The following is a 25,302-nucleotide window of genomic DNA, read 5'->3' on the forward strand; positions in this document are numbered from 1 at the left end:
CTCAGCCATTGGATGTTCCGGGCAAGAGGCGGCGTTCCAGCGCCTCGCCTGCCGCGTCAAACAGATGGCAGTCGGCGGCACTGAAGCCGAGGGTGACCGACTGATCTGCTTTGATCGCCTGGTCTCCGGGCAAAGCGACGCAGAATGAGGTTTCAGCTGTGCCGTTCAGGCTGGCCCAGGCGATGGTCTGCTGCCCAAGATGTTCGACCACCGAAGGCGTCACCCCAAGCTGCATCTCTCCTCCCGCAAGGGTAAGATGTTCGGGCCGGATTCCGAGGGTGAAGGTCTGGCCGGGCGCCGATGCCATTGCATGGACCGGGATCGTCACCGCTTTGCCCTGCCAGTCGATCACCGCGCCGGCATCGGTGATCCCGGTGCAGGTGACGGGCAGGAAATTCATCCGTGGATTGCCGATGAATCCCGCGACGAATGTGTTCTGCGGCTTGTGATACAGATCCAGCGGCGCACCGACCTGGGCGATGTAACCCGCATTCAGCACCACGATCCGATCGGCCATGGTCATCGCCTCGACCTGGTCATGCGTCACGTAAATCATCGTGGCGCCAAGCTGTTTATGCAGCCGCGTGAGTTCAATCCGCATATCGGCGCGCAGGGCGGCATCAAGGTTCGAGAGCGGCTCGTCAAAGAGGAAGATTTCGGGCGCGCGCACGATGGCACGGCCGATGGCGACGCGCTGGCGCTGACCGCCGGACAGCTGGCCGGGCTTTTGTTGCAGCCGCTGCTCAAGATGCAGGATCTTTGCCGCCGCCGTCACCTTTTCGCGGATAACCGCCTCGGGCGCGCGTTCGACGCGCAGCGGGAAGGCGATATTCTCGAAGACCGACATATGCGGGTACAGCGCGTAAGACTGGAACACCATCGCGATGCCGCGTTTTACCGGGGCAAGATCATTCACCCGCTTGCCATCGATCACGATATCGCCCGCCGTGGTATGTTCCAGCCCGGCGATCATCCTGAGCAGCGTCGATTTCCCGCAGCCCGAGGGGCCGACAAAAACGATGAACTCGCCTTCCGTCACATCAAGGTTCACGCCTTTGACGACCTCGAACTGGCCGAAGGTCTTCACCACGTTTTTCAGCGACAACTGGCCCAAAGAGCGGATCCTTTTCATGCAAGGATCACGGCGGCAGAAGAGAGATGCCGCCGTGACAGGGAGAAGGGCCAGCCGGAGCGAGGATGCCGGCCCCCGCGCCTTACTTGTATTCTTCCAAAGCGGCGGCGGCTTTGGTCAGTGCCGCCTGAGGTTCGGCGGTGCCGGTCACGACAGATTGCACCATTTCGATCATGACATTCTGGAAGCCTTTGTAATCGGTGAACAAAGGTTCCGGCCCGCCGAATTCGATCCCGTCAACAAAAGGCTTCCAATAGGGCGCGGCCGCCAGCATCGCATCCACCGCGGGGCTGGGGCGCAGCGGTGTCAGGCCTGCAGCACCACCGGCCTCATATTCCTCCTGCACTTTGGGCGAGGTGATGAATTTCGCGAATTCGATGGTTTTGTCCTCGACCCCCGACCCTTTGAACACCGCAAGGCTGTCGGTGATCAGAAGCGTGCCCTTCCCCCTGGCCGAAGGCCCGAGCGGCAGATCGGTGACGCCCCAGTCGACCTTGGTATCGGCCAGAAGGAAGGCCGCACCCACCGAGGCCTGGATCATGCCGACCTGACCATCAAGGAAGATCGCGCGGATTTCATTCTGCTCATAGGCGGTGGCGCCTTCGACGGAGTACGGCGTGATGTCCTTATAGGCGGTCAGCGCGGCCAGAACATCGGGGCTGTCGAGGGTGATCTTGCCCCCGGCGTCGATCACCTGGCCGTTATTGGTGTAGACCCAGTGCAGGAACTGGTGGACGGTATTGTCAAAGGTCTTGGCGGGCAGGCCATAGCCGGCCTTGCCGGTTTTTTCCTTGATGACCCTGGCGAATTCGATCTCTTCGGCCCAGGTAACCGGTGGCTTTTCCGGATCAAGCCCGGCCTCTTTGAAGAGCCCCTTGTTCCAGTAAAGCGCCTTGGTCGAAAACGCGACCGGCACGCCCCATTGGGTGCCGTCAAAGGTGACGGTATCGACGATATGGGGGTAATAGGCGGCTTTTTCCTCATCCGTCATCGGCACTTCGACGATCAGGTCGTTCAGCGCAAACTCCTTCAGCGTGCGCGAGCCGACATAGGCCATCGCGGCGGGCGAGCCGGCTGCCGCCAGCGTTGTCGCCTTGTCCTGGCACTGGCCCCAGCCCACGACCTCGGGCTTGACCGACCAGCCGTCATTGGCGGCTTCCCATTCCTTGATATATTTCTCATGGACCGGGTCCATCTTGTCGCCGCAATAGATCCAGCTGATGTCTTCAGCCAAAGCGGGCAGCGCGGTCGTGGTGGCAAGCACCACGCTGATCAGGCTATTCCGAAGCAGGTTGGACACGTCACATACTCCCGGTTGTGAAGGGTTCTCTTATTTTAGGGCCCCGGCGGTCAGCCCGCCGACAAGGTATCTTTGCAGGAAAAAGATGATGATCATGGCCGGGGCGATGCCCACGAAAGCGGCGGCCATCAGCTCGTTCCAGACCACATCCTGCTTGCCGAAAAAGGCGTAAAGGCCAATCGGCAGCGGCATGTATTCGGTCTTGGAATTGAAGGTCAGCGCGAAGATGAATTGCTGGCTATAGGCGCCGATGAAGGTGACCATGGCGACCACCACGATCCCGGGGCTGGCGATCGGCAGCACGACACGGCGAAAGATGTAGAATTGGCTGGCGCCATCGGTCCAGGCGGCCTCGTTCAGCTCAGACGGGATGCGCATCATATAGGTGCGCAACAGCCAGACCGCCGAAGGGATCAGGAAAGCCGCGCCCGGCACGATCATTGCCCAATAGGTGTTGAGCATGCCAAGGCTGCGCATCAGCCGGAACAAAGGGATCAGCAGCACCGCGCCGGAAAACATCGAGACCGCAAGAAAGCCGCCCAGCACCAGCCCCATGCCCCTGAAATCGAACCGCGCGAAGGCATAGGCGGCGGGCACCACTAGAAGCAGCACGATCACGGTGGCCGCCGTCGAGATCAGGAAAGAGTTGAACACATACCAGGCAAAGCCCGGCACCCGCTCCCACATGGTCGAATAGGCGGCGAAAGAGCCGTTTTCCGGCCAGAAGCTGTAGGGGGTGGAAAAGAGCTCGGCCAGCGGCTTCAGGCTGACAAGGAAGCCTTCGATGAACGGCGCCAGCAGGAAGAACAGGAAGACAAAGATCCCGGCATAGATCGCGATCACCTCCCACCAGTGGTAGCGATCGATCATCGGCGTGTTTTTGTCATGGAACAAAGCCATGGCCTATTCCTTTCCGCCAATGGTCTGCAGCCGCCGCGTCACCCGGAAATAGGCAAGGCAGAAGAGCGAGAGGAAAATACAGATCACCACCGCCCGCGCGGCACCCTCGCCGTATTTTTTCGACCCGATGGCGGTGTGATAGGTGTCGATGATCATGGTGGTGGTCGACCCCGAAGGCCCGCCTTGGGTCAGGATCCAGATGATATCGAAAGAGTTGAAGGTCGCGATCAGCGAGAGCATCGACATGGTGATCATCGCCGGCAGCATCAAAGGCAGGGTGATGCGGCGAAAGCGGGTCCAGCGGCTGGCACCATCGGCCCAGGCGGCCTCGTAAAGATCTTTCGGAATCGACTGGATGGCGGCGAGGAAATAGATCGTGACCATCGGCACGCCAATCCAGACATCGGTGACGATAGTGGCCCAATAGGCGGTCTCGCCATAAGCCAGAAAGGCCACCGGCCCGTCGGTCAGGCCAAAGCGCTGCAAGAGGCCCGAGATCATCCCGAACTGGCCATTATACATCCAGCCCCACATGAAAATGCCAATCGCCATCGGCACGATCCAGGGCGGCATCGTCAGGATGCGAAACAGATAGCGCCCCGGCACGGCGGCGTTCAGCAGGACCGCGCCAAAGGTGCCGATGATCATTTTCAGCGCCACCGAGAAAAACGTCCAGGTGAAGGTGCGCAAGATCACCCCGAAGAAGGTCTCGTTGAAGATCTTCTCATAATTGGCGGTGCCGACGTAATTCGTCACCTTGCGCAGGCTCGCGTCAGTAAAAGAAAGGCGGAAGGTCTCGACCAAAGGCCAGGCCACGATCACCAGCACATAGAGGATCGCCGGCGCCAGCAGCGCCCAGGCGAAGATCCAGGCGGATCGCGAACTGGTCATGCAGCCCCCTTCCGCGTCAGGGCCTCGTCATAACGGTCCCAGACCGGGCGCAGATCGACCACCTGGCGGGAATGGCGCGCCTGATCCATGGAAAGCGCCAGCACGCCCGCCTCCAGCGCGTCGAGCGTCGAGACCGGCAGCGCCGCGCCTCTGGTGACATTCGCGACGATCCCGGCGGCCATTTCCTCATCGGCGCCGTAATGCTGCGACAGGGCCGTGGCCTTGTATTCGCGGTCGATCACCCGCTGTTCCGAAAGCACATCGGTCACGCGGAAGAAGCCGCGGATGAAATCGCCCTCGGCCTGGGCTTTGGTGCCAAAGGCCGCGAAACGGCGGAACTGATCGGGGGCGTTCAGATTGGTGTGGAAATTCATTCCCACGCCATTGGCGTATTCCACGATGGCGACCTGATAGTCGATGATATCGCCATCGGAATCGAAGACCTTGTCCGACCCGTTCCAGCCCGAGGGCTTTTTGTGGAACATATCCATGTCGTTGACGCCATATGTGCGCGGATCATTCGCCGGGATAAAGGTCTTCCTGCCCCCGAAAGACGCCACCCGCTCGGGCCTCGCCTGGATCAGACCGTTGTAAAGGTCGAGATCATGGCAGCACTTTTCCAGCATGAAGCTGCCGGACCATTTCTCATAGCGCCGCCAGTCGCGCATGAAAAACGCGCCGTGATAAGGGTAGATATGTTCTGCGGCCTCGATCGAGACGATATTGCCCAGGGTGCCGGCGTCACGCGCGGCCAGCAGGTCGCGATACAGCGGCGCATAGCGCAAGACGAGGCCGACCGAGAGGGTCTCATGCCCGTATTTGGCCAGCAAAGCGGCCAGCGCATAAGTGTCTTCAAGTGACGAGACGATGGGCTTTTCGCTGAAGACTTTGACCCCCGCCTCCAGCCCCAGCCTTATATGGTCCAGGTGGAAATGGTTGGGCGAGCCGATCATCAGCAGATCAAAGCCGCCGGCCTTAACCAGCGCCTCGGCGCTTTCATGCGAGATGCCGGCGGGAATGCCGTGTTCGGTCAGGGTCGCCATGCCGGCCGGGGCCGGATCGTAATAGCCCACGATCTCGAAATCCGGGTCCATTTCCCGGAATACATGGCCAAGATAGCCGAGACGAAAGCCGAGGCCGATAATCGCGACTCGCATGTTTCACTCCCTGGGGAGAAATTCTTTTTCTGCATCATGGAAGGCGGCCACAATGTTCGTCAATGAATTTTCGATGGCGCTGTCAAATTATGTAATTTGTTTTCATGGCGGCGACTGATGCACGCAAAGCCGGCGGAACATCACTCCGCCGGGAAACCGGGAAATATGGGGTGGGTCAGCCGTCGCGCTTCCGGTTCAGGCCAAGCACTGCCGCGCCGACCAGGCCGGGCTCGATCGGGCATTGTGCCTGAACGATCAGCGGGCGGGAAAGCCGTTGCAGGATCCGTGCCCGAACCGCCTTATCCAGCGCGTCGATCAGGGGCCGCGCGTTCGACAGGCCACCGCCTGCTGCCATAATCCCGGCGCCAAGCATGTTTTGCACCATGGCGAGCGGGCCAGAGAGCAGGTCAAGCCAGATCGCGATGGTCCGCGAGGCTGCCGGCTCCTCAGCCTGCCAGGCGGCAATGATGTCCTCTGCGGTACGTGCCGCGCCGCCAAGCGCGAGATGCAGCTTTTCCATTCCGCGCGCCGAACAGACCGCGTCGAGGCAGCCGGTCTGGCCGCAGCCGCAGGGAAAGGCGGGTAGCACGGTATCCCCGACAATGCGCTGGGCGACCGGGCCATGGCCCCATTCGCCGGCAAATCCGCCGCCCGATCCCGCTCCATCATTGATCAGCTGGCCTCTGACCACGATGCCACCGCCAACCCCGGTGCCGAGGATGATGCCAAACACGACCGCATGGCCGCGCCCCGCGCCGATGGCGGCTTCGGCCAGCGCAAAGCAATCGGCATCATTGCCCAGAACCACCGGCAGGCCGAGCGCCGTCTCGAGGTCAGCGCGCAGGGGCCGTCCGCTCAGGCAGGGAATATTCGCCACGGTCGCGAGGCCGGTTTCCGGGTCGATCACCCCGGCGATGGAAAAGGCGAGGCAGTCGGGCCGCTCGGGTGCCGCGTCGATGGCGGACTGCAAGACGGCGGTGAAAGCGGTGAAATCCCGGGCCGGGGTAGGAACGCGGATCGTTGGCCTGATGTCGTCAAGGCCAAAGGCTTCGGCGATCTTTATCGAGGTGCCGCCAATGTCAAAACACAGGATCACGACCGCGTCTCCTGTGCCGCAATCCCGCCGGATGGCGTGCCTGCGATCCAACAGCCGAGGACCTGCAGCGCATCGTCGAGGCAGATCAGATCCGCCCGGGCGCCGGGCCGCAGATGGCCGCGATCGGTCAGCCCAAGCGCCGCCGCTGGCGCCGCCGATCCAAGCCGCAGCGCCGCGCCCTTGTCCAGACCCAGCCGCAGATGGCAGTACCTCACCGCATCCGAAAGCGCGATATCGGCACCGGCCAGCGTGCCGTCTGCCAGGGTCAGCCGCCCCCCGGCACGGAAAATCTCACGACCATTCAGCATGAAACCAGTCAGATCGCTGCCAATGGTCGACATCGCATCTGACACGAGAAACACCTCCCCGGGCTTTGCCCGCAGCGCGACCTGCATCGCGGCATCGGCGACATGAAAGCCGTCAGCGATCAGCCCGGCATAAAGGCCGGGCGCCACCAGCGCGGCGCCGACCAGCCCCGGGGCGCGGTGGCCGAGCTGGCTCATGGCGTTGAAGAGATGGGTGACCATGCGGGCGCCAGCCGCAATATAGTCGCGCGCGGTGTCATAGTCGCAATCGCTGTGGCCGAGGCTTACCGTCACCCCGGCTGCGGCAAGGGCGCGAACCTGATCCGGCGTGACCGATTCCGGTGCCAGCGTCACGATCAGATGCGGCAGACGGCCCGCCGCAGTGCGGATCGCGGCGAGGTCCTGATCCTGCATCACCCGGATCAGGGCGGGGTCATGGGTGCCTTTCTTCGTCAGCGACAGATGCGGGCCTTCGAGATGCAGCCCGAGGAAGCCGGGCGCCCGCGCCGCTTCCGCCGCCGCGACCGCGCGACCGGTGATATCGGGGCGGTCGGTGATCAGCGTCACCATCACAGCCGTGGTGCCAAGTTGCGCATGCGCAGCGCAGATTGTCGCGATCCCTTCGGGCGTGGGGTCATTGTTGAACAGCACCCCGCCGCCGCCATTAACCTGGAGGTCGATATAGCCGGGCGCGATCAGACCTGGCAGACGCGGTCCCCGGGGGGCCGCGCCCGAGGGGCCGATCGCGGTGATCCGACCTGCTTTGAAGCTGATCGCTGCGTCCTGATGCCAGGTCTCGCCATCGAAGATCTGACCTGCGTGAAGGGTGCCGCTGCCCATACTCACCAGACCGTGCCCCGCGCAGCCAGAGGCTCGACCCGCGTGACCAGGCCGTCCTTGTGGAACACCATCCGGTCAAAGAGGTTCGAGACCACACAGGTATGGTTCGGCACCACCCGCACCAGATCGCCAATCTCAGGCAGCGCGCCGGTACAGGCGCTCAGATCGACCACGGCATGTTCTTCGGAAAGGCTGGTGATCCTGGCGCCCGGAAGGCCCTCGATCTCGCCGTAATCCGTAAAGCCCAGCAGATCCGAGGTCAGCGCCTTTGATCCGCAATCGAGAACCGCGCGGTCGGGCGCCGGGCGCGAAACCACGGTGGCCAGCACATGCATCGCCAGATCCCCCGGCCCGCATTCGCCCGCCCTGACCATCGAGCGGTCGTTATAGACATAGGTGCCGGCGCGGTGCTCGGTCGCCGAGGGCACCAGATGCGCCTTCCACAGATCGGGCGAGCCGCCATTCGTGCGCATCGGGCAGGGGATCCCCGCCTGCGCCAGCAGTGCCATGGTCTCTTGCAGGAAAGCCTCGACCCGCGCGGCACCGCCAGGGCCGGGATAGGTCATCAGCCCGCCGAATTTCAGGCCCGGCGCGGCGGCGATCATCTGCGCCAGCGCGAAAGCGTCTTGCGGGCTTTGCACCCCGCAGCGCCCGCCGCCGGTATCGCATTCGACCAGAACGGTGAGCGGCTTTTCCGCCGGGAAAGCTGCCGCCAGCCCCGCAATCGTCACCGCCGAATCCGCTGTCACCGCCAGCCGCGTCACGCGGGTGTTCAGCGTGACCAGCCGTGCGACCCGCACCCGCCCGAGGATGTTATAGGTGATCAGGATATCGTCGAACCCGGCATCGGCAAAGGCTTCGGCCTCGGTCAGCTTCTGGCAATTGAGGCCCACAGCCCCGGTCGCAATCTGCTGGCGGGCGACCGCCGCGATCTTATGGGTTTTGATATGGGGCCGGAAATTCAGCCCATGCGCCGCCATATAGTCTTGCGCCCGCGCGATATTGGCGGCGAGCCGGTCTTCGTCGATCACCGGCAGCGGGGTGGTCACATCTGCCAGCGGGGTGCCAGCTTCGGGCCAGGGAAAACCCGGAGCGGGAAGGCCGGAAGGGGGGAAGCTCATCACATCTCTCCGAAAGGGTCATCCATGCGCGGCCAGATATCCGCCCGGACCAGCCGGTAAGGATTGGTTGCCGGAGTATTCGGATAGGGCTTCCCGGCGCTGCAATAAAGCACTTCCGAGGCGATGGGCGCAAAAGCTGCGTAGAAATGGTTGGTTGATTTGATCACGAGGATCTTTTGCGCCAGCGGATCGATCCCGAGGGCGGTGAAGAGCGAGGGGTCATAGCTCTGCACGCGCACGGTGTTGAGGATGACCTCGATCCCGGTTTCCGCGCCTGCCTGGTCCAAAAGCGCGATCCGCGCCGCCGGGCCAAACAGCGCGATGCTCTCGCCAAAGCGCATTTCAGCGGCCGCGTTCAGGCGGATGACGCGGATCAGCGCGTCACAGGGCTCGCCGGTCTCGGGCGCGGATTTGGCGCCGAACCGCAGGGGCATCTCGGCGCCCTCGCCGGCGACGAAGCAAAGCTGTACCGCCACCGGATCCCAGATCGTGCCGATGGCCACGCCGCGCGCACCCTGTGCCAGCAGTTCCTTGAGGATGACGGTTGCATCCCCCGCCGTGCCGCCGCCGGGGTTATCCCACATATCGGCGATCACGACCGGCCAGGCCTGCGCCGCCATCGCGCGCGAGACGGCCTCAGTCTCATTGATCTGCGGCATCATATGCCTGCCGCGATTGGCGAAAAGCGCGCGCCCGAGCTGTTCGGCAAGGCGCGCGCCCAGGGCCGGGTCCCCATCTGTCACAGCGACCATTTTCGTGCCCATCTCGGGCACATCACCGGCCATGAAGCCGTGGATCGCGGACAGGGACAGAAGCTTCGGCTCGCTTGCCTCCAGCGCCATCATGCGGTCGACAAAGCTGCGCATCGGCTCGCGCGAGGTCGGGAAGACATCGATCATCTGGCAATCGAAAACCGAGACCACCGGCGTCACCCGGCCTTCCAGCGTGTCGATGAGGATGCGCCAGAGATCCTCGGCGCGGTCGACGAAATCGGTATGGGGAAATTCCTTGAAAACGGTGAAGAAATCCAGCGCGGCGACGCGTTTTGCGGTCAGATGGCTGTGGGGGTCCATCTCGGCGCAGAGGATCACATCCGGCCCGATCATCTCGCGGATCCGGGCAAGGAAATCGCCCTCCGGGTCGAGATAGCCCTGGGCCACCATCGCGCCATGCAGGCCCAGCACCACCGCATCCACCGGCAAAGCGCGATGAAGCTGGGCAAGGATCTCGTCCCTGAGCCCTTCATAGGCGCCTCGCGCGATCAGCCCGGCCGGATCGGCCCAGGCGGCGGTGCCCTCGATCAGGTCCCAGCCTTTCTCGGCGCAGACCCTGCGCCCGACCGGAATCGGCGCGGTGCAGAGCGTCGGGGTCACCGGATGCTGGCCCGGGGGCGCATAAAGCGACTCCTCGAAGCCTTTGCGGTCGATCACGATGGGAGAGAATGTGTTGGTTTCCGTGGCCAGCGCCGCCACGAAGACCCTTCTCCGAGCCGTGCTGACCATGATCACTCCCTGATATGGGGCAGATAGCCCATAAAGCCCGCGATCTTCCACCGCCCGTCTTCCCGGCGGCAGATGTAAAGCGTCTGCCAGTTCATGCGGTCGCGGCTGCCATCGGCGCGCGGCAGCCAGCCGTCAAATTTCTTGCGCGCGAGCGCCGCGTCTCCGGTGATCCCGATCTCTTCGAGCCGCGTTGCCGCATAGATATGCGGGCGCGGATCACCGTCAAACATGCCTGCGGCGCGCTCGGTCAGGTAGCTTTGGGCCTGGCGCAGCCATTCCGCGCGGTAGAGGTCGAGGCTGGGAAAGGCAAAGGTAAAGCCCTGCGGATCGGGCTGGTGATTGCCGGAAAGCCCGGTAAACGGACCTTCGGTGAAATCGCCCGCCACCCTCTCCCAGTCTGCCGTCGTCCAGGCGTCGATATCGCGGGGCACCAGCATCTCCCAGATGGCGCGGCGATCGGTGTCCGTTTCGGGGAAAGGGTTCGCGAATGGGTCGCGCCTGGCGGTCATTCGGGCGGCTCCGTGAAAATTATTTCAGCTTGATCGCTTATTCTCTGGAATAATCGAAAGGGTTATGCCTGAATGTCAAGGAGAAACGAAAATGAATTTCGGATTCCAGCGCATGCTTGACCAGGTCGCTCTGACAGGTTTCGTGGGGGGTGAAACAGTCCCGTCCCTGTCTGCAGGGCTGCGGCCATGGAGATCCGAATGAGTACCCCGAACGAGACTGCGCCGGACCTGATCTCGGCGCTCAGCGATGAGGAAGGGCGGCTTTCCGCAATGGAAAGGCGCCTGGCCGAGGTGGTGCTGGCGGATATGACCTATGCGACCAATGCCTCGATCACCGAGATTGCGGCGCGGGCGGGCGTCTCGCCGCCGACGGTGACGCGGTTCTGCCGGCGGCTGGGCTGTTCCAGCTTTTCCGATTTCAAGGTGCAGCTGGCGCGCTCGGCCTATGTCGGGCTGCGCTATCTCAAGCCGGAATCGGTGACCTCGACCCCTGCCGAGGTGGCGGAAGACATCGTGACCAAGGCGCAGAACGCGCTGTTCCAGATGCATCGGGCGCTGGATCTGGCGGCGGTGGAACGCGCGGTTGCGCTGATCTCATCAGCGCAGATGGTGCATGCCTTTGGCTCGGGCGGCAATTCGGCGATGATCGCGACCGAGCTGCAGAACCGTCTGTTCCGGCTGGGGGTGCGGATCTCGGCCTCGAATGATCACGGCATGCATCTGATGATCTCGGCGGCGGCAGAGCCGGGGACGGTGGTGGTGGGATCCTCGCTTTCGGGCCGCAACCACGAGATGGTGCGCTGTTTCGCGCTGCTGCGCGAGCGCGGCATTGCGACCATTGCGCTGACCCAGCCCGGAACACCGGTGGCCGAGGCCGCCGATCTGGTGATCCCGATCGACCTGCCGGAGGGGCGCAATATCTTCCGCGCCACCTCGACCCGTTTCGCCTTTCTCGCGGTGGTCGATATCATCGCGAACCTGGTGGCCTATGCCGACAAGCCGCGATCCGCCCGGATCCTGCGCGGCATCAAGGAACAACTGATCCGTCACCGCGACGGCGACGACCGCCAGCTTTTGGGCGACTGAAGCCGGGCCCGGGGCACGATGGCGGCCGCCCCGATGGTCCTTGTCATCTTGCCGCGAAGGATGTGACTTTTGGACCCGCGCCCCGCTGACCAGCCTTCTGCCGCCGCATCTGCTGCTTTGCCGCGTCTCGCCATCATCACCGGCAGCGCCGGCGATATTGGCCGAGCCATAGCGCGTCGTCTGCGCCAGGATCATGATCTCGTGCTGATGACCGATCTCGACCTCGACGCGGTTGCGCGCGCGGCGGCGGAGCTGGGCGAGGGCTTCCTGCCCTGGCAGACCGATGTGACCGATGCCGCCAGTTGCGCGGCCATGGCGGTCGGGGCGCAGCGCCTGGGGCAGGTGGTGACCCTGGTCAATAATGCGGGCGGCGTGACAGCGGCGGGGTTGCATTCGACCTCGGTGGCCGACTGGCAGGCCGATCGCGCGCTGAACCTTGATGCCGCTTTCCTGACCTTCCAGGCGCTGGCGCCGCAGCTGATCCTGGGCCAGGGCTCGGTGGTCAATATCGTTTCGGTCAACGGGCTGGGGGTCTATGGCCACCCGGCCTATTCGGCGGCCAAAGCCGGGATGATCCATCTGACGCGGCTGATCGCGGTGGAATATGGCCGCCACGGGCTCAGGGCCAATGCGGTGGCGCCCGGCACCGTCCGCACCCGCGCCTGGGAGGCGCGTGCGGCGCAAAACCCGAATGTCTTTGCCGAGGCCGCCGCGCATTATCCGCTGGGCCGCATTGCGCGCCCCGGGGATGTGGCCGAGGCGGTGGGCTTTCTGGCCTCACCGCTGGCGGCGGCGATCACCGGCATCTGCCTGCCGGTCGATTGCGGGCTGACGGCGGGCACGCCCTCGCTCGCGCGGACCTTCACGCAATCGGCCGACTGGTGAGGGGCGCGATGTATCTCCTGGAAAATTCCTGGTCCGAAATGCCACTGCCCGCCGGGACCTGGTCCCTGCGGCTGACCAACCTGTCCGATGAGGCGCTGGAGGGCTTTACCCTCTCGCTGACCTCGATCACCCGCGTGCTGGCGGATCACGAGATCACCGGCGCGAGGCTATTGTTGCGCAATGCGAATTTCCACCAGATCGCGCCGCCCGAAGGGCTGGTTGTCGCGCCGGGCAACAGCTGGACATTTGAGATCACCGGCCTGAACCGCTCGCCGTTTCACCGCAATGACGCGGCCAAAACCGCCTGGGTCACGCTTGCGGATCGCCGTCATCTTCCCTGTATGGTCGGGGATCTGATGCTGCGATCCGCCACGCCCGCATATCCGCCGCCGCGCCTGCCCGAGGGGCGGCTGACGCTGCCCTTCGCGCTGATGCCCTGGCCGAATGCGATCACGGCGGAACCCGGGCCAGCGGCGGATCCTCCGCCGGTTATCCTGCATCTCGCGCCGGGGACCAGCCTCGCGGATCAGCGTCTTGCGCTGTCGGTGTCCGATCTGCAGCGCCGGCTGTTCCCTGCGGGGCGCCGGATCCTGCAGCTTTCGCCCGTGCCCGGATCGCGTGAAGTGGCGTTTGCCTATAGCGCCGCGATCCCCGAAGAGGGCTTCCGTCTCGATTTCGACCCGGTGATCACCCTTACGGCAAGCTCGGATCTCGGGCGGCGCTATGGGCTGATCGCGCTGGCGCAGATGCTGCAAGGCGCCATCAGTGACCCGAGGTTCCGCTTCCCCGCGACCGGCCATATCGCGGATGCGCCGCGCTATGGCTGGCGCGGCTGCCATCTGGATTGTGCGCGGCATTTCTGGCGGTTTGACCAGGTCTGCCGCGTGGTCGATATCATGGCCTGGAACCGGTTCAACCGCTTTCACTGGCATCTGACCGATGACGAGGCCTGGCGCGCCGAGATCCGCGCTTACCCGCAGCTGACCGCGATTGGCGCCACCCGTGCCGCCGGCCTGCCTGCGATGCGGCCACAGCTTGGGGATGGGCCCGGGGCTGCGACGGGCCATTACAGCCAGGATGAGATGCGCGCCCTCGTGGCCCATGCCGGGGCGCTTGGGATCGAGGTCATGCCCGAGATCGAGACGCCGGGCCATGCCGCCTGTGTCATCGCCGCGCTGCCTCAGCTGGCCGATCCGGACGAGCCGCCGGAAAGCTATCATCCGGTTCAGGGCTTCCCGAATAACGGCTTCAACCCCGGTATCCCTGAGACATTCTCGGTGCTGGAAACCATCATCGACGAGCTATGTGCGATTTTCCCGTCGCGCTGGTTCCATATCGGCGGCGATGAGGTGGCGCGGAACGCCTGGCTCGACAGCCCGCGTGCCCGGGTGCTGATGCAGCGCGAGGGGCTTGCCGGAACGCTCAACCTGCAAAGCTGGTTCCTGCGCCGGATCAAGGCGATGCTCGAGGCGAGGGGCAAGATCCTGGTCGGCTGGAACGAGGTCGCGCAGGGCGGAGGGGTGCCGCCGGAAAACACGCTTCTGATGGCCTGGGAAAAGCCCGAGATCGGGATCGCGCTGGCGCGGCAGGGCTATGATGTGGTGATGGTGCCGGGCCAGGCCTATTATCTCGACATGGTGCAGGGGCCGGACTGGCTGGAAAATGGCGCCGGCTGGGCCGGGCCGGTGACGCCCGAGCAAAGCTATTCTTACGAGGCGGCGGGCGATTTTCCACCCGAACTGGCGCATCATATGACAGGTGTTCAGGCCTGTATCTGGTGCGAGCATTTCACCTCTGACGCCTGGTTCAACGATCTTGTTTTTCCGCGTCTGCTGGCAGTGGCCGAGGCGGGCTGGACCCAGCCAGAGAACAAGGACTGGCTGCGCTTTGCCGCCCAGGCCCGGCTGCACCCGACACTGTAAGAGGCTGAAATGCGCATCGCCGTCGGCGGCATCCATACCGAATGTTCCACCTCTTCGCCGGTGCTGATGCAGGCAGAGGATTTCCGTGTGCTGCGCGGGGCAGAGCTGACAGAAAGCGATTACTTCGCCTTTCTGCGCCACCATCCTGTTGAAATCGCGCCGCTCTTTCATGCGCGTGCCGTACCGGGTGGCCCGGTCTCGCGCGCGGTATACGAGGCGTTCCGGGCCGGGTTTCTGGCGCGTCTCGAGGCGGCGAAGCCCTTTGATGCGGTTTACCTCGCGATGCATGGCGCGATGAAGGTCGAAGGCCTGTGGGATGCCGAGGGCGACTGGTTTCAGGCAGTGCGGCAGGCGGTCGGGCCGGATATGCTGATCGCCACCAGTTACGATCTGCATGGGAATGTCTCGGCGAAAGTGGTCGATCAGATCGACATTTTCGCCGCCTATCGCACCGCACCGCATATCGACACGCCCGAGACGATGGAGGCGGCTTTTGCAATGCTCCTGCGCGCTCTGCAAACCGGCGTGCGGCCCGGCGTTTTGCGGGTGCCGGTGCCGCTTTTGCTGCCCGGCGAGCGGACTTCGACCGGGGACGAGCCGGCGCGGTCTTTATACGCCGCGCTGCCTGCGCGCGAGGGACCCGGCATCTGGCGCGCGGATCTGATGATTGGCTATGTCTGGGCCGATGAGCCGCGCGCCACCGCCTGCGCCATGGTGACGGGCACCGACGCTGTGGCGATGGCGGCTGCGGGGACACAGATCGCCGGTGATTTCTGGGCCGCGCGTGACCGGTTCCATTCCGGCGCAAAGACAGGACCGCTTGAGGAGATGCTGGATATCGCGGCGGTGGTGGGAACGCAGCCGGTGATCCTCGCCGACAGTGGTGACAACCCGACCGGCGGCGGGGTGGGGGACCGTGCCGATGTGCTCGCCGCCCTGATCGCACGGGGCTGGCAGGGGGCGCTGGTCGCGGGCATTGCCGACCGGCCTGCGGTCGAGGCCTGTTTCAAAGCCGGGGCCGGCGCGCGGCTGCCGCTCCGGATCGGGGCGAGCCTTGACCCGGCCGGTGCCGTCGTCGCGACCATGGCCGAGGTGGTCTTGCTTGATGGCGGCGACGATCCTGATGCGCGTCAGGCGGTGGTACGGATCGGCGGTATCACCCTTGTGCTGGCGGCGCGGCGGCGGCCCTATCATACGCTCGCGGATTTCGACCGGCTCGGGCTGGATCCGCGCGCGGTGGCGTTGCTTGTGGTGAAATCGGGCTATCTTTCGCCTGAACTTGCGCCGCTTGCGCGGCCGAACCTGATGGCGCTGACCGAGGGCGTGGTCAGCCAGGACATCGCGGCCCTTGCCAATCACCACCGGTCGCTGCGGGTGCTGCCCTTTGACCCGGGCGCAGATTACCAGCCAATGCCCGAAATCTCGCAGCGGTTCAGGTGTTAAGATGAACCCTTGGATTTCTACCCTCCGTCGCCATCGGGTCGTGCGCGCCTCGGCTGCCGCGATCTTTCTCTACGGATTTGCAGGGGCGGCAACCGTGCCCTATCAGGCGCTGGTCGGCATCCGCGAGCTGGGGCTGAGCGATGGCCAATATGCGCTGATCGCGCTGGCGGCCTCGATCACCAATGTCCTGCTGGCGATCGGGTTCGGCCTGCTTTCAGACCGGTTCCAGAGCTATCGCCGCCCGCTGATCTTCGTCGCCTCATTCGGGATCATCGGCTATGGTATGATCTGGGCTGTGCCCTCGGCGCTGACTTTTGCCATTGCGATGATCGCGCCGCTGGCGCTGTTCCATGCGACGAATTCGATGCTGTTCGGCAATGTCCGCGCCCAGACCGCGCGGTTCCAGCCGGAAGAGGCCGCCATCGTCAACGCCTTGATGCGGATGATGATTTCTTTGTCATGGGTATTGGTGCCGGGCGCGGTCGGGCTGATCCTTGCCGGGCAAAAGACGATGATCGGATCCTACCTGATCGCGGCACTGCTGGCGGCGGCCTGCCTTGCCACGATCCTGTTCTGGCTGGAGCCCGACCACAAGCCGCGACCTGAAGCCAGGGTCGAGGGCGGCACCGGCACCTCACGCCTGGCGCCAACCACCGGGCGTGCGGACCGGCCCGCCCAGGTCCGTATGGCGGGCGCGAGCTTTGCCGGCATCGCGCGGCTCTTGCACCCCGGCATCCTCAGCCGCGTGCTGGGCGTGGCGCTGATCAGCCAGGTGCTGCATGTCAATTCCGCTGTGCTGCCGCTGATCCTGACCGGCCAGGCCGGGGGCGAGGCGGGAACGGTCGGCAAGATCGTCGGCATGGTCGCAGCACTTGAGGTCATCTTCATGTTCTTCTGGGCGCGGATGACGCGCTCCATGGCACTTGTGCCTGCGCTGGCGATCACTGCGGCGCTTTATCTGGTCTATCTGACCGCGCTGGCATTCGCGGGGGCGGTCTGGCAGATCTGGGTCGCAAGCCTGATCGCGGGCTTTGCCGCCGCCGGGATCATATCACTGCCGATCAGCTATCTGCTGGATATGATCCGGGACCGGCCGGGGCTTTCGGCCTCGCTGATCGCGGTGAATATGTTCCTTGGTGGCGCCTTTGGCGCGGCGGTCTTCGCCTTTGGCACCTGGATCGGCGGCTATCCGGCGGCCTCGATCCTCTCGGGCGTGGCGGGGGTGCTGGGGGCCGGTTTGCTTTTGGGGCTGGAGGGGCGGAGATGACCCGGATCACGCTGGAAATCTGTGTCGATGACGCGGCGGGGATCCAGGCCGCGCGTGACGGCGGCGCCGACCGGATCGAGCTTTGCGCGGCGCTGGCCGTTGGCGGGCTGACCCCTTCGGCAGGGTTGATCGCGCTGGCGGCAGATTGCGACCTGCCGGTGATGGCGATGATCCGGCCGCGCGCCGGGGATTTCTGCTGGACCGGGCCCGAGCTGGAGGCCTCGGTCGCCGAGATCCGCGCCTGTCGCGCAGCCGGGCTCGCCGGGGTGGTGATCGGCGCTTCGCTCCCCGACGGGCGGCTGGATGAAGCGGCGCTGCGCCGCCTGGTGGCGGAGGCGTCCGGCCTGGAGATTACCCTTCACCGCGCTGTTGATCTGACGCCCGACCCCGATCCGGCAATGCGGCTGGTGAAGGCGCTCGGCATTCGCCGGGTGCTGTCATCGGGAGGGGCTTTGACCGCGCTTGCAGGGATCGCGCGGCTCAGGGCGATGGAACAGGCGGCACCCGGGGTGACGGTGATGCCAGGCGGCGGGGTCTCGGCGGAAAACGCGGATGCCCTGGCGGCGGCGCTGGATCTGCGCGAAATCCATGCTTCGGGATCAGCGCTGCTGCCGCCGCCCAGGCTTGCCGCTGTGGCGGAATTCGGCTTTCAGCCGGCAGGCGCGCGCGGGACTGACCGGGCAAAAGTCGCGGCGCTCAGGGCAAAGCTGGATCAGATTTCGGCCTCGCGCCCGTCCGGATGCACCAGCTCGTAATAGTCGCGCAGCCGCAGGGCGCCCGCCGCCGCGCGGTCGATCACCACCGTCACCTTGCGGTGCAATTGCAGGGCAGAAGCCGGGCAGGCAGCGGTCAGCGGCCCCTCGATCATCGCGGCCACCACCTGGGCTTTGGCCGCGCCGTAAGCCAGCAAAAGCACTTCTGACGCGCGGGCGATGGTGCCGATCCCCATGGTGATCGCAAGGCGCGGCACATCCCCGGGGCGGGCGAAGAACCGCGCATTGGCATCGCGGGTCGAACGGGTCAGCGTCTTGATCCTGGTGACCGAATTCAGGCTCGAGGTCGGCTCGTTGAACCCGATATGCCCGTTCAGCCCGAGGCCAAGGAGTTGCAGCCCGATATCACCGGCCTCCCGGATCGCGGCCTCATAGCGCGCAGCCTCGGCCTCGGGGTCGGGGGCATCGCCGCGCGGCAGATGGGCGCGGCCCGGGTCGATATCGACATGGTCGAACAGGTGGTGGCGCATGTAATGCCAGTAGGAACAGGGGTGATCGGGCGCCAGGCCGACATATTCATCAAGGTTGAAACTGGTGACACCGGCAAAGCTGAGCCCCGCCTCGCGGTGGTCCCGGATCAGGCGGGCATAGACCGCCTCCATCGTGCCACCGGTCGCAAGGCCCAGCACCGTTTCGGGCTTTTCGCGCAGCCGTTCGGCGATCAGCTCTGCGGCGCGGTCGGTCGCCGCGCCCGCATCGGGAAGGATCAGAACCTTCATGCCCGTCTCCTCAGCCCGTTACAGGGGTTTCCAGGCGATGGCGTCGATCTCGATCTTCGCATCCACCATCAGCCGCGATTCCACGGTAGACCGCGCCGGGGGATGGTCGATGAAATGCTTCTCGAACACCGCGTTAAAACTGGTGAAATCGCGCGGATCTTCCAGCCAGCAGGTGACCTTGATCACATCCTCCAGCCCGCAACCGGCGAGTTTCAGCACCGCTTTCAGGTTTTCGATCACCGCCTCGGTCTGGGCGATGATGCCACCCTGGACGACCTCGCCATCGATTGTGGGGACCTGGCCCGAGACATGGACATAATCCCCGGCCCGGACGGCGCGGGCAAAGGGGCGGCGGCTGCCGCCGGCCTGAGGATCGGCGATGTCATAGCGGATGAGTCGGGGATCGGCCATTTCAACCCTGGCATTGGAAATACTTTTCACATCAATCGGTAATTTCAGCGAAGCTTCAAGCGTGAATCGCAGGTCGCGGGCGAGAAGGTGAAACTGGATTTCATGCATTCCCAGGGCGAAACCACGGTTGAGGCGCCGGTGGGCAAGGTACTGATCCTGGACGTCAATGCGCTGGACATCGCGGAGGCGCTTGGGGCGGTTCCGGCGGGCGTATTGGGCAGCAATCTGCCCTCATATCTGGCGAAATATGCCGCGGCAGGCCGGCCGAAGGTCGGCACGATCTTCGAGCCGGATTATGAGGCCATCGCGGCCGCCCGCGCCGATCTGATGATCATCGGCACCCGCACCGCGCCGGCCTATGCGCAGATGTCGCAATTGCTTCCGACCGTGGATCTGAGCCTTGGGGAGAAGCATTTCAGCGCGGTCAGGCAGAATATCCTGAGCGTCGGGCAGATCTTTGGGCTGACCGAAAAGGCGCAAGCTCTGGTCGCCGATCCCGACAGCCGCATTGCGCATCTGCAAGCGGTGGCGCCGCATTCCGGAACCGCGCTGATCCTTGTGACCAATGGCGGCAAACCTGGCGCTTACGGTCCGGCCTCGCGGCTGGGCTGGATCCATCGCGAGCCGGGCTTCGCGCCGGTCGAAGAGGGGATCGATGACCGCTTCCATGGCGGCGATGCGATCTCGTTTGAATATATCCTCGAGCGGGATCCGGACTGGATCTTCGTGGTCGACCGTGATGCCGGAGTGGGGGATGCCGGAGTAGGGGATGCCGGGGCGAGCGATGCTCGACCAATGCTCTGATGGCCGAGACGAGCGCGGTGAAAAACGGGCGCATCGTCTATCTCGACCCCCAGGCGGCCTGTATTGCCTGTGGCGGCTGATCGACGGTGATCCGCGCGACTGGCTGATCCTGTGGGAAAGCCGGGTGCCGCGGACACTGGCGCTGGTGCTTTCGGGGGCGTCAATGGCGATTGCGGGTCTGTTGATGCAGATCGTGATCCGCAACCGCTATGTCGAGCCATCGACCACCGGCACGGTCGAGGCGGCGGTCTATTTCGCGTTGCAGCGCATTCAGCGCACCCTGATGCCCGAGATCGAAAAGCGCCTCCGCAAGATGGGGATCCAGGACCCGATCTGGTATGAGATCCTTGAGGCGGCAGAGCTTGCAGGCGACGAGGGCGTGCGGATGCTTGCGCTGCAAAGGCGGCTTTTCGTGCCGCAATATGCGCTGTCGCGCCATGTCTCACGGATGGTGAAGGCGGGGCTGATCACCCGCGAGGCCTCGGGCGATGCGGGTCGGGCGCAGATCATCCGGCTGGCCCCGGCGGGCACCGGGATCACCGGCGGGATCTGGGATGTCTGTGTCGATCTGATCCACAAGGCCTTTGGCCCGCGCATCAGCCGGGGCGAGGCCTATCCCGTCCTGCGGATGCTGAACCGGCTGTATGATTGAAAAAGGGGCGGATGACCCGCCCCTTTTCCCAGATTTACTGACCTCAGAACCGCATCGAGGCGACCAGCTGGACCGAGCGGCCCGGCTCGTAAAGCGGCGTGATCGAGTTGAAATCCTGGCCATAGGTGGCGCGGTCGGCATAGGTCCTGTCGAAGAGGTTGTTCACCTCGGCCCGGATCACCAGGCCCTCGACGCCGGGCGGCTGATATTCGGCGAAGAGGTTCAGCACCGCATAGCCCGCGATGGTTTTACTGGCCGTGGCGTCTTTGTGATTATAGGCCTTTGCCGCCTCGACCGCGCCGCCAAAGGTAAAGGCGTTGCCCTCCGGCGGGTGCTGCGCCTCGATGGCCAGCACGCCGCCGGGAGGGGTGCCAAGATCCACCGCGCTTCAGCTGTCGGTGCCGGGGCCGTTCACCCTGATCTTGCTTTGCGAATAGCTCGCGCGCAGATAGCCGCCCTCCCAGCCATAGCCGAGGCCGAGATTGAAGCCGCGGCTTTCCAGATCATTCATGATGACGCGGTCGCGGGCATCGTCGATCTTCGTCAGGAAGATCTCGCCATCGAGGCTGAGATTGCCGCTCAGCCCCGAGAAATCACCCTTCCAGCCCGAAATGCCGGTAAAGCGCTGATCATCCCAGCGAAGCCCGAAAGAGGTCGACCGACCTTCCGCGGGTTCAAGCCGCGCCTGGACATAGAGGCCGACATTGCTGGCCTTTTCGGTCACCGGGCCATAGGTCAGATCGCTATAGGTGCTTTCCTTGTCGTAATAGTCGATGCCCGCCGTGATCGTATTCACATCCGACAGGTGGAAACGGTTTTCTGCCCGCGCCGAGAAGGTCTTGTTCAGACCGCGGCTGACCCCAGGCCCGACGATGCGCGGCGGAATATCGGGCTGGTCGACTGCGATATCGACCTTTGACCAGCCCAGCACGAGACGCGGATCCCACATGCCACTGGCCTGGGTGTTCACGTAAGACAGCGAGACGGTCATGGAGGCGCGGTGGCAGGTCTGATCCAAACCCGAACCAGGTCAGCTCCATCCCCGGGCGCGGATTGTCGCGGAAGCAATCCGAAATGCCGCGCAGCCGGTCGCGATGCACGCGGCAGATCGGATCGCCGATCGCGATGACCGGCCCGGGACGGGGCTGCATCCGCGCGATGAAATGTCCGGCGCTGCGCCCGGCGGCAAGGTTGTCGATGCCGACAAGTGGCACCATATCATCGCCCGCCCGCGTCACGATATCGAACATGGGAAGGCCGGTGGCCGCCAGGTCGCGCAGGGCATCCCGCACCGGCGCCTGATCGGAAAGCGCCAGGATCAGCCCCGAGCGCCTCGCCGCAGGCCGCAGGATCCACCGCGCCAGATCCTCGGGCCGGATCGGATCGACAAAGCTGCGATGGATCTGCACGGTTGCATCCAGCGTCGCTGCGATCCGTTCAAAGGCCTGGGACAGACGCCTGAAAAACGCGCTTTCCGGTTTCAGTAGCAGCACTTCGATGCGGAAGATCCCGTGATGTTGCACCGGCATCAGGCGCGGCGTGTTCAGCGCCCGCGCCGCCGCAATCACCTTTTCCGCCGTTCCGGGGCGCACCGCAGCGCGCCCGTTCAGCACACGCTCGACCGTGGCGGTGCCAACGCCCGCAAGCGTGGCTATCTCGCGCAAGGTCGGTTTGCGCATCATCCCGGGCCCGGTTCGGTCATGGAGGGAAGATGGCCATGTTCCGGGCGGTGAGGCAAGCCGTTCACCGCCCGGCGCGAGTGGTAGATAAAGACTGCGCTCAGGCCGATTTATGCGGCGAAGGTCCGTCGAATTTGATCTTGTTGCGCTCGGCATAATCCTCGCGGACCGCGTCGAACTCGCCCTTCGCCTTTGCCCCGGCGAGAGGCGCGGGCAGCGACCAGCCTTCGGGGCGCGGATAGCCCTTCCAGATCTCTTCGGTCTCGGCGGGGTAGACATAGGCCTGGGGATCCCAGTCATCGGAGTTCAGGACCCGCGAGAATTTGCGGAAATCAAAGGGATCAACGCCGTTATTGTCGACATAACGCCCGACATAGGCATCGACATTGTCCTTCGTCACCACGGTCGGTTTCCAGAACAGCTGGCGTTCTGCCGCGCGCGGTTTCCAGCCATTTGCCACATCATAGAGCCAGCTGGTCAGGAAGGCGCCGGTGAAAACCGGGCTGTTGCCGCTGGTCGAGGTCTGCAGCCCTTCCTGGATCGCCTTTGCCCCCAGCGAGGTGCCATCTGCGCCTCCGACAAAGAAATCCTCGCCCGGCCGGAGCCCGGCATTCCTGAGCGCGGTCAGCGCGCCCTGGGCCTCGTCATCGTTCTGCGCGACGATGCCCCTCAGCTTGCCGTTGCGGGTCAGAAGATCTTCGGTTGCACGCAGGGACTCCTCGCGCAGCCATTTGCCCGGCAGCTCGTCGGTCTGGCGGATATTCGGGAACTCCGCCAGCGCGAGATTGCGGCCCGCATTGCGCGAGATTTCGCACCAGTTGCCGGGGGTGCCGGTCAGCGCCGCGACCTCGCCCTCGCCGAATTTGTCGGTCACGGCCTGATAGACGGCGCGGGCAACGCCGCGATGGGCCTCATCCTCATGCGGGTTCAGATAGACGGTGAAATAGTCGCCGACATCAAAGGGGGTGAACCAGGGCACGCTGTCCCAGATCGCGGCGAAAAAGGTCTGGTTGTCTTCGGCAAACTGCCCGGCGCGGCGCAAAGCCGATCCGTCGAGGATGTTGAAGAACCCGCCGATCGCCTGTTCGGTGCCGAGCTGTTCAAACTGCGACAGCTGCCGCCCGGAATCGATCTGACCGTCGAAAAAGCTGTAATTCAGCCCAAGCGCCGAGGCGGCCTTTTCGGCACCGAGGCTGACGAGCTGATTATATTCGGTGCTGGCGCTCCAGGCGAGGTAGGCCACCTTGTTCGACCCCGAGGCCACCGCGACATTGGGCATGCCAAGCGCCGCTGCCGCCGCACTGGCCGCCACACCGGCCGAGGCGAGCGACAGGAAATCGCGGCGCGAGACGCCATTGGTATCCAGCCGCTCCATATGGCGGTCGATGACCTTTTTCTGCGTGAAATCGGGCAGATGCCGGGGGTTATAGCTTTTGCGGACCATGATGGCCTCCGTGAGGGTGCAACCGGCCACATCGCGCCGCGACCTGCGGGCGAAGGGCCTGGAAAAAGCGGGGGGGAGCCCGGCCCGTTACGGGCCGGGATGGGGGTCAGGCCTTGTTCGGCGAAGGCCCGTCATATTTGATTTTGTAGTGTTCGGCATATTCCGCCGCGACTGCAGCGCTTTCGCCATTCTCGCGCGCGGCGACATAGGCGGCGGGGTATTCATAGCCCTGGGGCTTGTCGATCCCGGCGAAGTTATTGTCGATATCCAGCGGATAGACTTCGTTCTGCGGATCCCAGTCTTCCGGGTGCAGCACTTTCGACATGCGTTTGTAGTCAAACGGTTCGACATCACCATTGTCGACATAGCGTTCGATCCAGCCGTCGATGTTCGACTGATCCAGTGTCAGCGTGTTCCAGTTCAGCTGCCGTTCCGGCGCGCGCGGCACCCAGCCGTTCAGCACGTCATAGATCCGCGTGGTGAAAAGCGCGGCGGCGAATGCCCCGGTATTCCCCTTGGTTGCCAGCATCTCGCCGTTCTTGACCGCTTTCGACCCGAGCCCGGTGCCCGAGGTGCCGACGATCAGCACATCTTCACCCGGGCGCAGGCCGGCGGCCTTCAGCGCGGCGATGGAGCCAAGCGCGATATCGTCGTCCTGGGTCACGATGCCGACCACATTCGGGTTGCGGGTCAGCAGATCTTCGGTCGCCTTCAGCGCGTCTTCGCGGTTCCACAGGCCCGGAAGCTCATCGACCAGTTTCGTCTTCGGGAATTTCTCGAAAGCCTGGTCGCGGCCCCGATTCCGTTGCAGTTCCAGAAGGCTGCCTTTCGATCCGGTGACGCCGATGATATCGCCGCCGCCGAATTTCTCGGTGACTTCAGCCAGCAGCACTTCGGTGATTTCGCGATGCGCGGTGACCTCTTCCGAGACCGCGAAGAGGGTGTAGTATTCATCGGCGTCAAAGGGGGTGAACCAGGGCAGGCTGTCCCAGACATTGGCGACATAGATCTTGTTTTGCGAGGCGACACGCGAGATCCCCCGGATCGCGCTGCCATCCGCCAGGTTGAAGATCACGCCATTGGTGCTGGCCGCGACCTGGCTTTCAAACTGGTTATATTGCTTTTCGCCGTCCAGCGAGCTGTCGAAGGAGCTGTAATTCAGCCCCAGGACCTCACCCGCCTTTTTCGCAGTGCGGTCAAAGGTCTGGTTCCATTCATTGATCAGGAAGCCGGTGAGATAGGCGAATTTGCCGTTTTCCGAGGCAATCGCGGTGGCGGGCAGGCCGAGATAAGCCGCCCCCACCGCCGCTGCCGCGCTGGCCGAGGCGAAGGACAGGAAGTCGCGCCGCGACACGCCACTGGTGTCGAGCCGTTCCATATGGGCGTCGATCACCTTGCGGTTGGTGAAGTCGGGCATCCGACGGGCGAAGTCTTTGATATTCATAGTGTAGTGCCTTGGCTTTC

General features: G+C 64.3%; 25 protein-coding genes. 8 read left to right on the forward strand and 17 right to left on the reverse strand.

Annotated elements, in window-relative coordinates:
* Position 1 precedes the first annotated feature (1 nt).
* From JC607_RS03925 to JC607_RS03970, 10 genes are all read right to left on the reverse strand, one after another.
* Complete coding sequence (locus JC607_RS03925) at positions 2–1,114, reverse strand: sn-glycerol-3-phosphate ABC transporter ATP-binding protein UgpC (RefSeq protein ID WP_198835774.1); 1,113 nt, start codon at positions 1,112–1,114, stop codon at positions 2–4.
* A 100-nt stretch (positions 1,115–1,214) separates the two neighbouring features.
* Positions 1,215–2,432 (reverse strand): ABC transporter substrate-binding protein, encoded by a 1,218-nt coding sequence (locus JC607_RS03930; RefSeq protein WP_370584747.1) that lies wholly within the window; start codon positions 2,430–2,432, stop codon positions 1,215–1,217.
* 30 nt (positions 2,433–2,462) lie between these two features.
* Entirely contained in the window at positions 2,463–3,332 is an 870-nt protein-coding gene (locus JC607_RS03935) for a carbohydrate ABC transporter permease (protein ID WP_233092617.1), read from the reverse strand.
* A gap of 3 nt (positions 3,333–3,335) precedes the next feature.
* On the reverse strand, positions 3,336–4,223 hold the full coding sequence (locus JC607_RS03940) for a carbohydrate ABC transporter permease (protein WP_198835648.1): 888 nt from the start codon (positions 4,221–4,223) through the stop codon (positions 3,336–3,338).
* Complete coding sequence (locus JC607_RS03945; protein ID WP_198835649.1) at positions 4,220–5,380, reverse strand: Gfo/Idh/MocA family protein; 1,161 nt, start codon at positions 5,378–5,380, stop codon at positions 4,220–4,222. The genes JC607_RS03940 and JC607_RS03945 overlap by 4 nt, the downstream gene beginning before the upstream one ends.
* Before the next feature lie 175 nt (positions 5,381–5,555).
* Positions 5,556–6,476, reverse strand: coding sequence for an ROK family protein (locus JC607_RS03950; protein ID WP_198835650.1), 921 nt, complete (start codon positions 6,474–6,476; stop codon positions 5,556–5,558).
* Positions 6,473–7,621, reverse strand: coding sequence for an N-acetylglucosamine-6-phosphate deacetylase (nagA, locus tag JC607_RS03955; RefSeq protein WP_198835777.1), 1,149 nt, complete (start codon positions 7,619–7,621; stop codon positions 6,473–6,475). Before nagA ends, JC607_RS03950 begins: the two co-directional genes overlap by 4 nt.
* A 2-nt stretch (positions 7,622–7,623) precedes the next feature.
* A complete protein-coding gene (locus tag JC607_RS03960; RefSeq protein WP_198835651.1) occupies positions 7,624–8,742 on the reverse strand; it encodes a D-TA family PLP-dependent enzyme in 1,119 nt (372 codons plus the stop codon).
* Positions 8,742–10,244: a M81 family metallopeptidase gene (locus JC607_RS03965; RefSeq protein ID WP_198835652.1), complete on the reverse strand. Its 1,503-nt coding sequence runs from the start codon at positions 10,242–10,244 to the stop codon at positions 8,742–8,744. The genes JC607_RS03960 and JC607_RS03965 overlap by 1 nt, the downstream gene beginning before the upstream one ends.
* Positions 10,245–10,246: 2 nt before the next feature.
* On the reverse strand, positions 10,247–10,753 hold the full coding sequence (locus JC607_RS03970) for a hypothetical protein (protein WP_198835653.1): 507 nt from the start codon (positions 10,751–10,753) through the stop codon (positions 10,247–10,249).
* A 198-nt stretch (positions 10,754–10,951) separates the two neighbouring features.
* Between JC607_RS03970 and JC607_RS03975 the strand changes: the two genes are divergently transcribed.
* The 6 genes from JC607_RS03975 to JC607_RS04000 all read left to right on the forward strand — a co-directional run bounded on the left by JC607_RS03975 (position 10,952) and on the right by JC607_RS04000 (position 18,111).
* Positions 10,952–11,839 (forward strand): MurR/RpiR family transcriptional regulator, encoded by an 888-nt coding sequence (locus JC607_RS03975; protein WP_198835654.1) that lies wholly within the window; start codon positions 10,952–10,954, stop codon positions 11,837–11,839.
* Between the two features lie 69 nt (positions 11,840–11,908).
* On the forward strand, positions 11,909–12,724 hold the full coding sequence (locus JC607_RS03980; RefSeq protein WP_233092619.1) for an SDR family oxidoreductase: 816 nt from the start codon (positions 11,909–11,911) through the stop codon (positions 12,722–12,724).
* A gap of 8 nt (positions 12,725–12,732) precedes the next feature.
* The gene (locus JC607_RS03985; RefSeq protein ID WP_198835655.1) at positions 12,733–14,646 is read left to right on the forward strand and encodes a beta-N-acetylhexosaminidase; all 1,914 of its coding nucleotides are present in this window, start codon (positions 12,733–12,735) and stop codon (positions 14,644–14,646) included.
* Between the two features lie 9 nt (positions 14,647–14,655).
* Positions 14,656–16,089: a M81 family metallopeptidase gene (locus JC607_RS03990; RefSeq protein ID WP_198835656.1), complete on the forward strand. Its 1,434-nt coding sequence runs from the start codon at positions 14,656–14,658 to the stop codon at positions 16,087–16,089.
* A gap of 1 nt (position 16,090) precedes the next feature.
* Positions 16,091–17,356 carry an MFS transporter gene (locus tag JC607_RS03995; protein ID WP_198835657.1) on the forward strand — a complete coding sequence of 422 codons (1,266 nt, stop codon included), beginning with the start codon at positions 16,091–16,093 and terminating at the stop codon, positions 17,354–17,356.
* A complete protein-coding gene (locus JC607_RS04000; protein ID WP_198835658.1) occupies positions 17,353–18,111 on the forward strand; it encodes a copper homeostasis protein CutC in 759 nt (252 codons plus the stop codon). The genes JC607_RS03995 and JC607_RS04000 overlap by 4 nt, the downstream gene beginning before the upstream one ends.
* On the opposite strand, the gene nagB is transcribed toward JC607_RS04000, so the two are convergent.
* Positions 18,069–18,848 (reverse strand): glucosamine-6-phosphate deaminase, encoded by a 780-nt coding sequence (gene nagB, locus JC607_RS04005; RefSeq protein WP_198835659.1) that lies wholly within the window; start codon positions 18,846–18,848, stop codon positions 18,069–18,071. The genes JC607_RS04000 and nagB overlap by 43 nt on opposite strands.
* An 18-nt stretch (positions 18,849–18,866) precedes the next feature.
* Positions 18,867–19,259, reverse strand: a complete 393-nt coding sequence (locus tag JC607_RS04010) for a RidA family protein (protein WP_198835660.1) — start codon at positions 19,257–19,259, stop codon at positions 18,867–18,869.
* An 87-nt stretch (positions 19,260–19,346) separates the two neighbouring features.
* Between JC607_RS04010 and JC607_RS04015 the strand changes: the two genes are divergently transcribed.
* Both JC607_RS04015 and JC607_RS04020 read left to right on the forward strand, forming a co-directional pair.
* Positions 19,347–20,063, forward strand: coding sequence for an ABC transporter substrate-binding protein (locus JC607_RS04015; RefSeq protein WP_198835661.1), 717 nt, complete (start codon positions 19,347–19,349; stop codon positions 20,061–20,063).
* Positions 20,029–20,715: a MarR family winged helix-turn-helix transcriptional regulator gene (locus tag JC607_RS04020; protein WP_233092621.1), complete on the forward strand. Its 687-nt coding sequence runs from the start codon at positions 20,029–20,031 to the stop codon at positions 20,713–20,715. Before JC607_RS04015 ends, JC607_RS04020 begins: the two co-directional genes overlap by 35 nt.
* 43 nt (positions 20,716–20,758) lie before the next feature.
* Here JC607_RS04020 and JC607_RS25750 read toward each other — a convergent pair whose 3' ends face one another.
* The 5 genes from JC607_RS25750 to JC607_RS04045 form a co-directional block, all read right to left on the reverse strand.
* Positions 20,759–21,097, reverse strand: a complete 339-nt coding sequence (locus JC607_RS25750) for a TonB-dependent receptor (RefSeq protein ID WP_198835662.1) — start codon at positions 21,095–21,097, stop codon at positions 20,759–20,761.
* A 6-nt stretch (positions 21,098–21,103) separates the two neighbouring features.
* A complete protein-coding gene (locus tag JC607_RS04030) occupies positions 21,104–21,511 on the reverse strand; it encodes a hypothetical protein (protein ID WP_198835663.1) in 408 nt (135 codons plus the stop codon).
* On the reverse strand, positions 21,459–22,397 hold the full coding sequence (locus tag JC607_RS04035; protein ID WP_198835664.1) for a LacI family DNA-binding transcriptional regulator: 939 nt from the start codon (positions 22,395–22,397) through the stop codon (positions 21,459–21,461). The genes JC607_RS04030 and JC607_RS04035 overlap by 53 nt, the downstream gene beginning before the upstream one ends.
* A 97-nt stretch (positions 22,398–22,494) precedes the next feature.
* Positions 22,495–23,838 (reverse strand): sugar ABC transporter substrate-binding protein, encoded by a 1,344-nt coding sequence (locus tag JC607_RS04040; protein WP_198835665.1) that lies wholly within the window; start codon positions 23,836–23,838, stop codon positions 22,495–22,497.
* Between the two features lie 106 nt (positions 23,839–23,944).
* Entirely contained in the window at positions 23,945–25,282 is a 1,338-nt protein-coding gene (locus tag JC607_RS04045; RefSeq protein ID WP_198835666.1) for a sugar ABC transporter substrate-binding protein, read from the reverse strand.
* Positions 25,283–25,302: the final 20 nt, after the last annotated feature.

It is taken from the genome of Paracoccus sp. IB05 (assembly GCF_016405985.1).
In the GTDB taxonomy this organism is placed as follows: Bacteria; Pseudomonadota; Alphaproteobacteria; order Rhodobacterales; family Rhodobacteraceae; genus Pseudogemmobacter.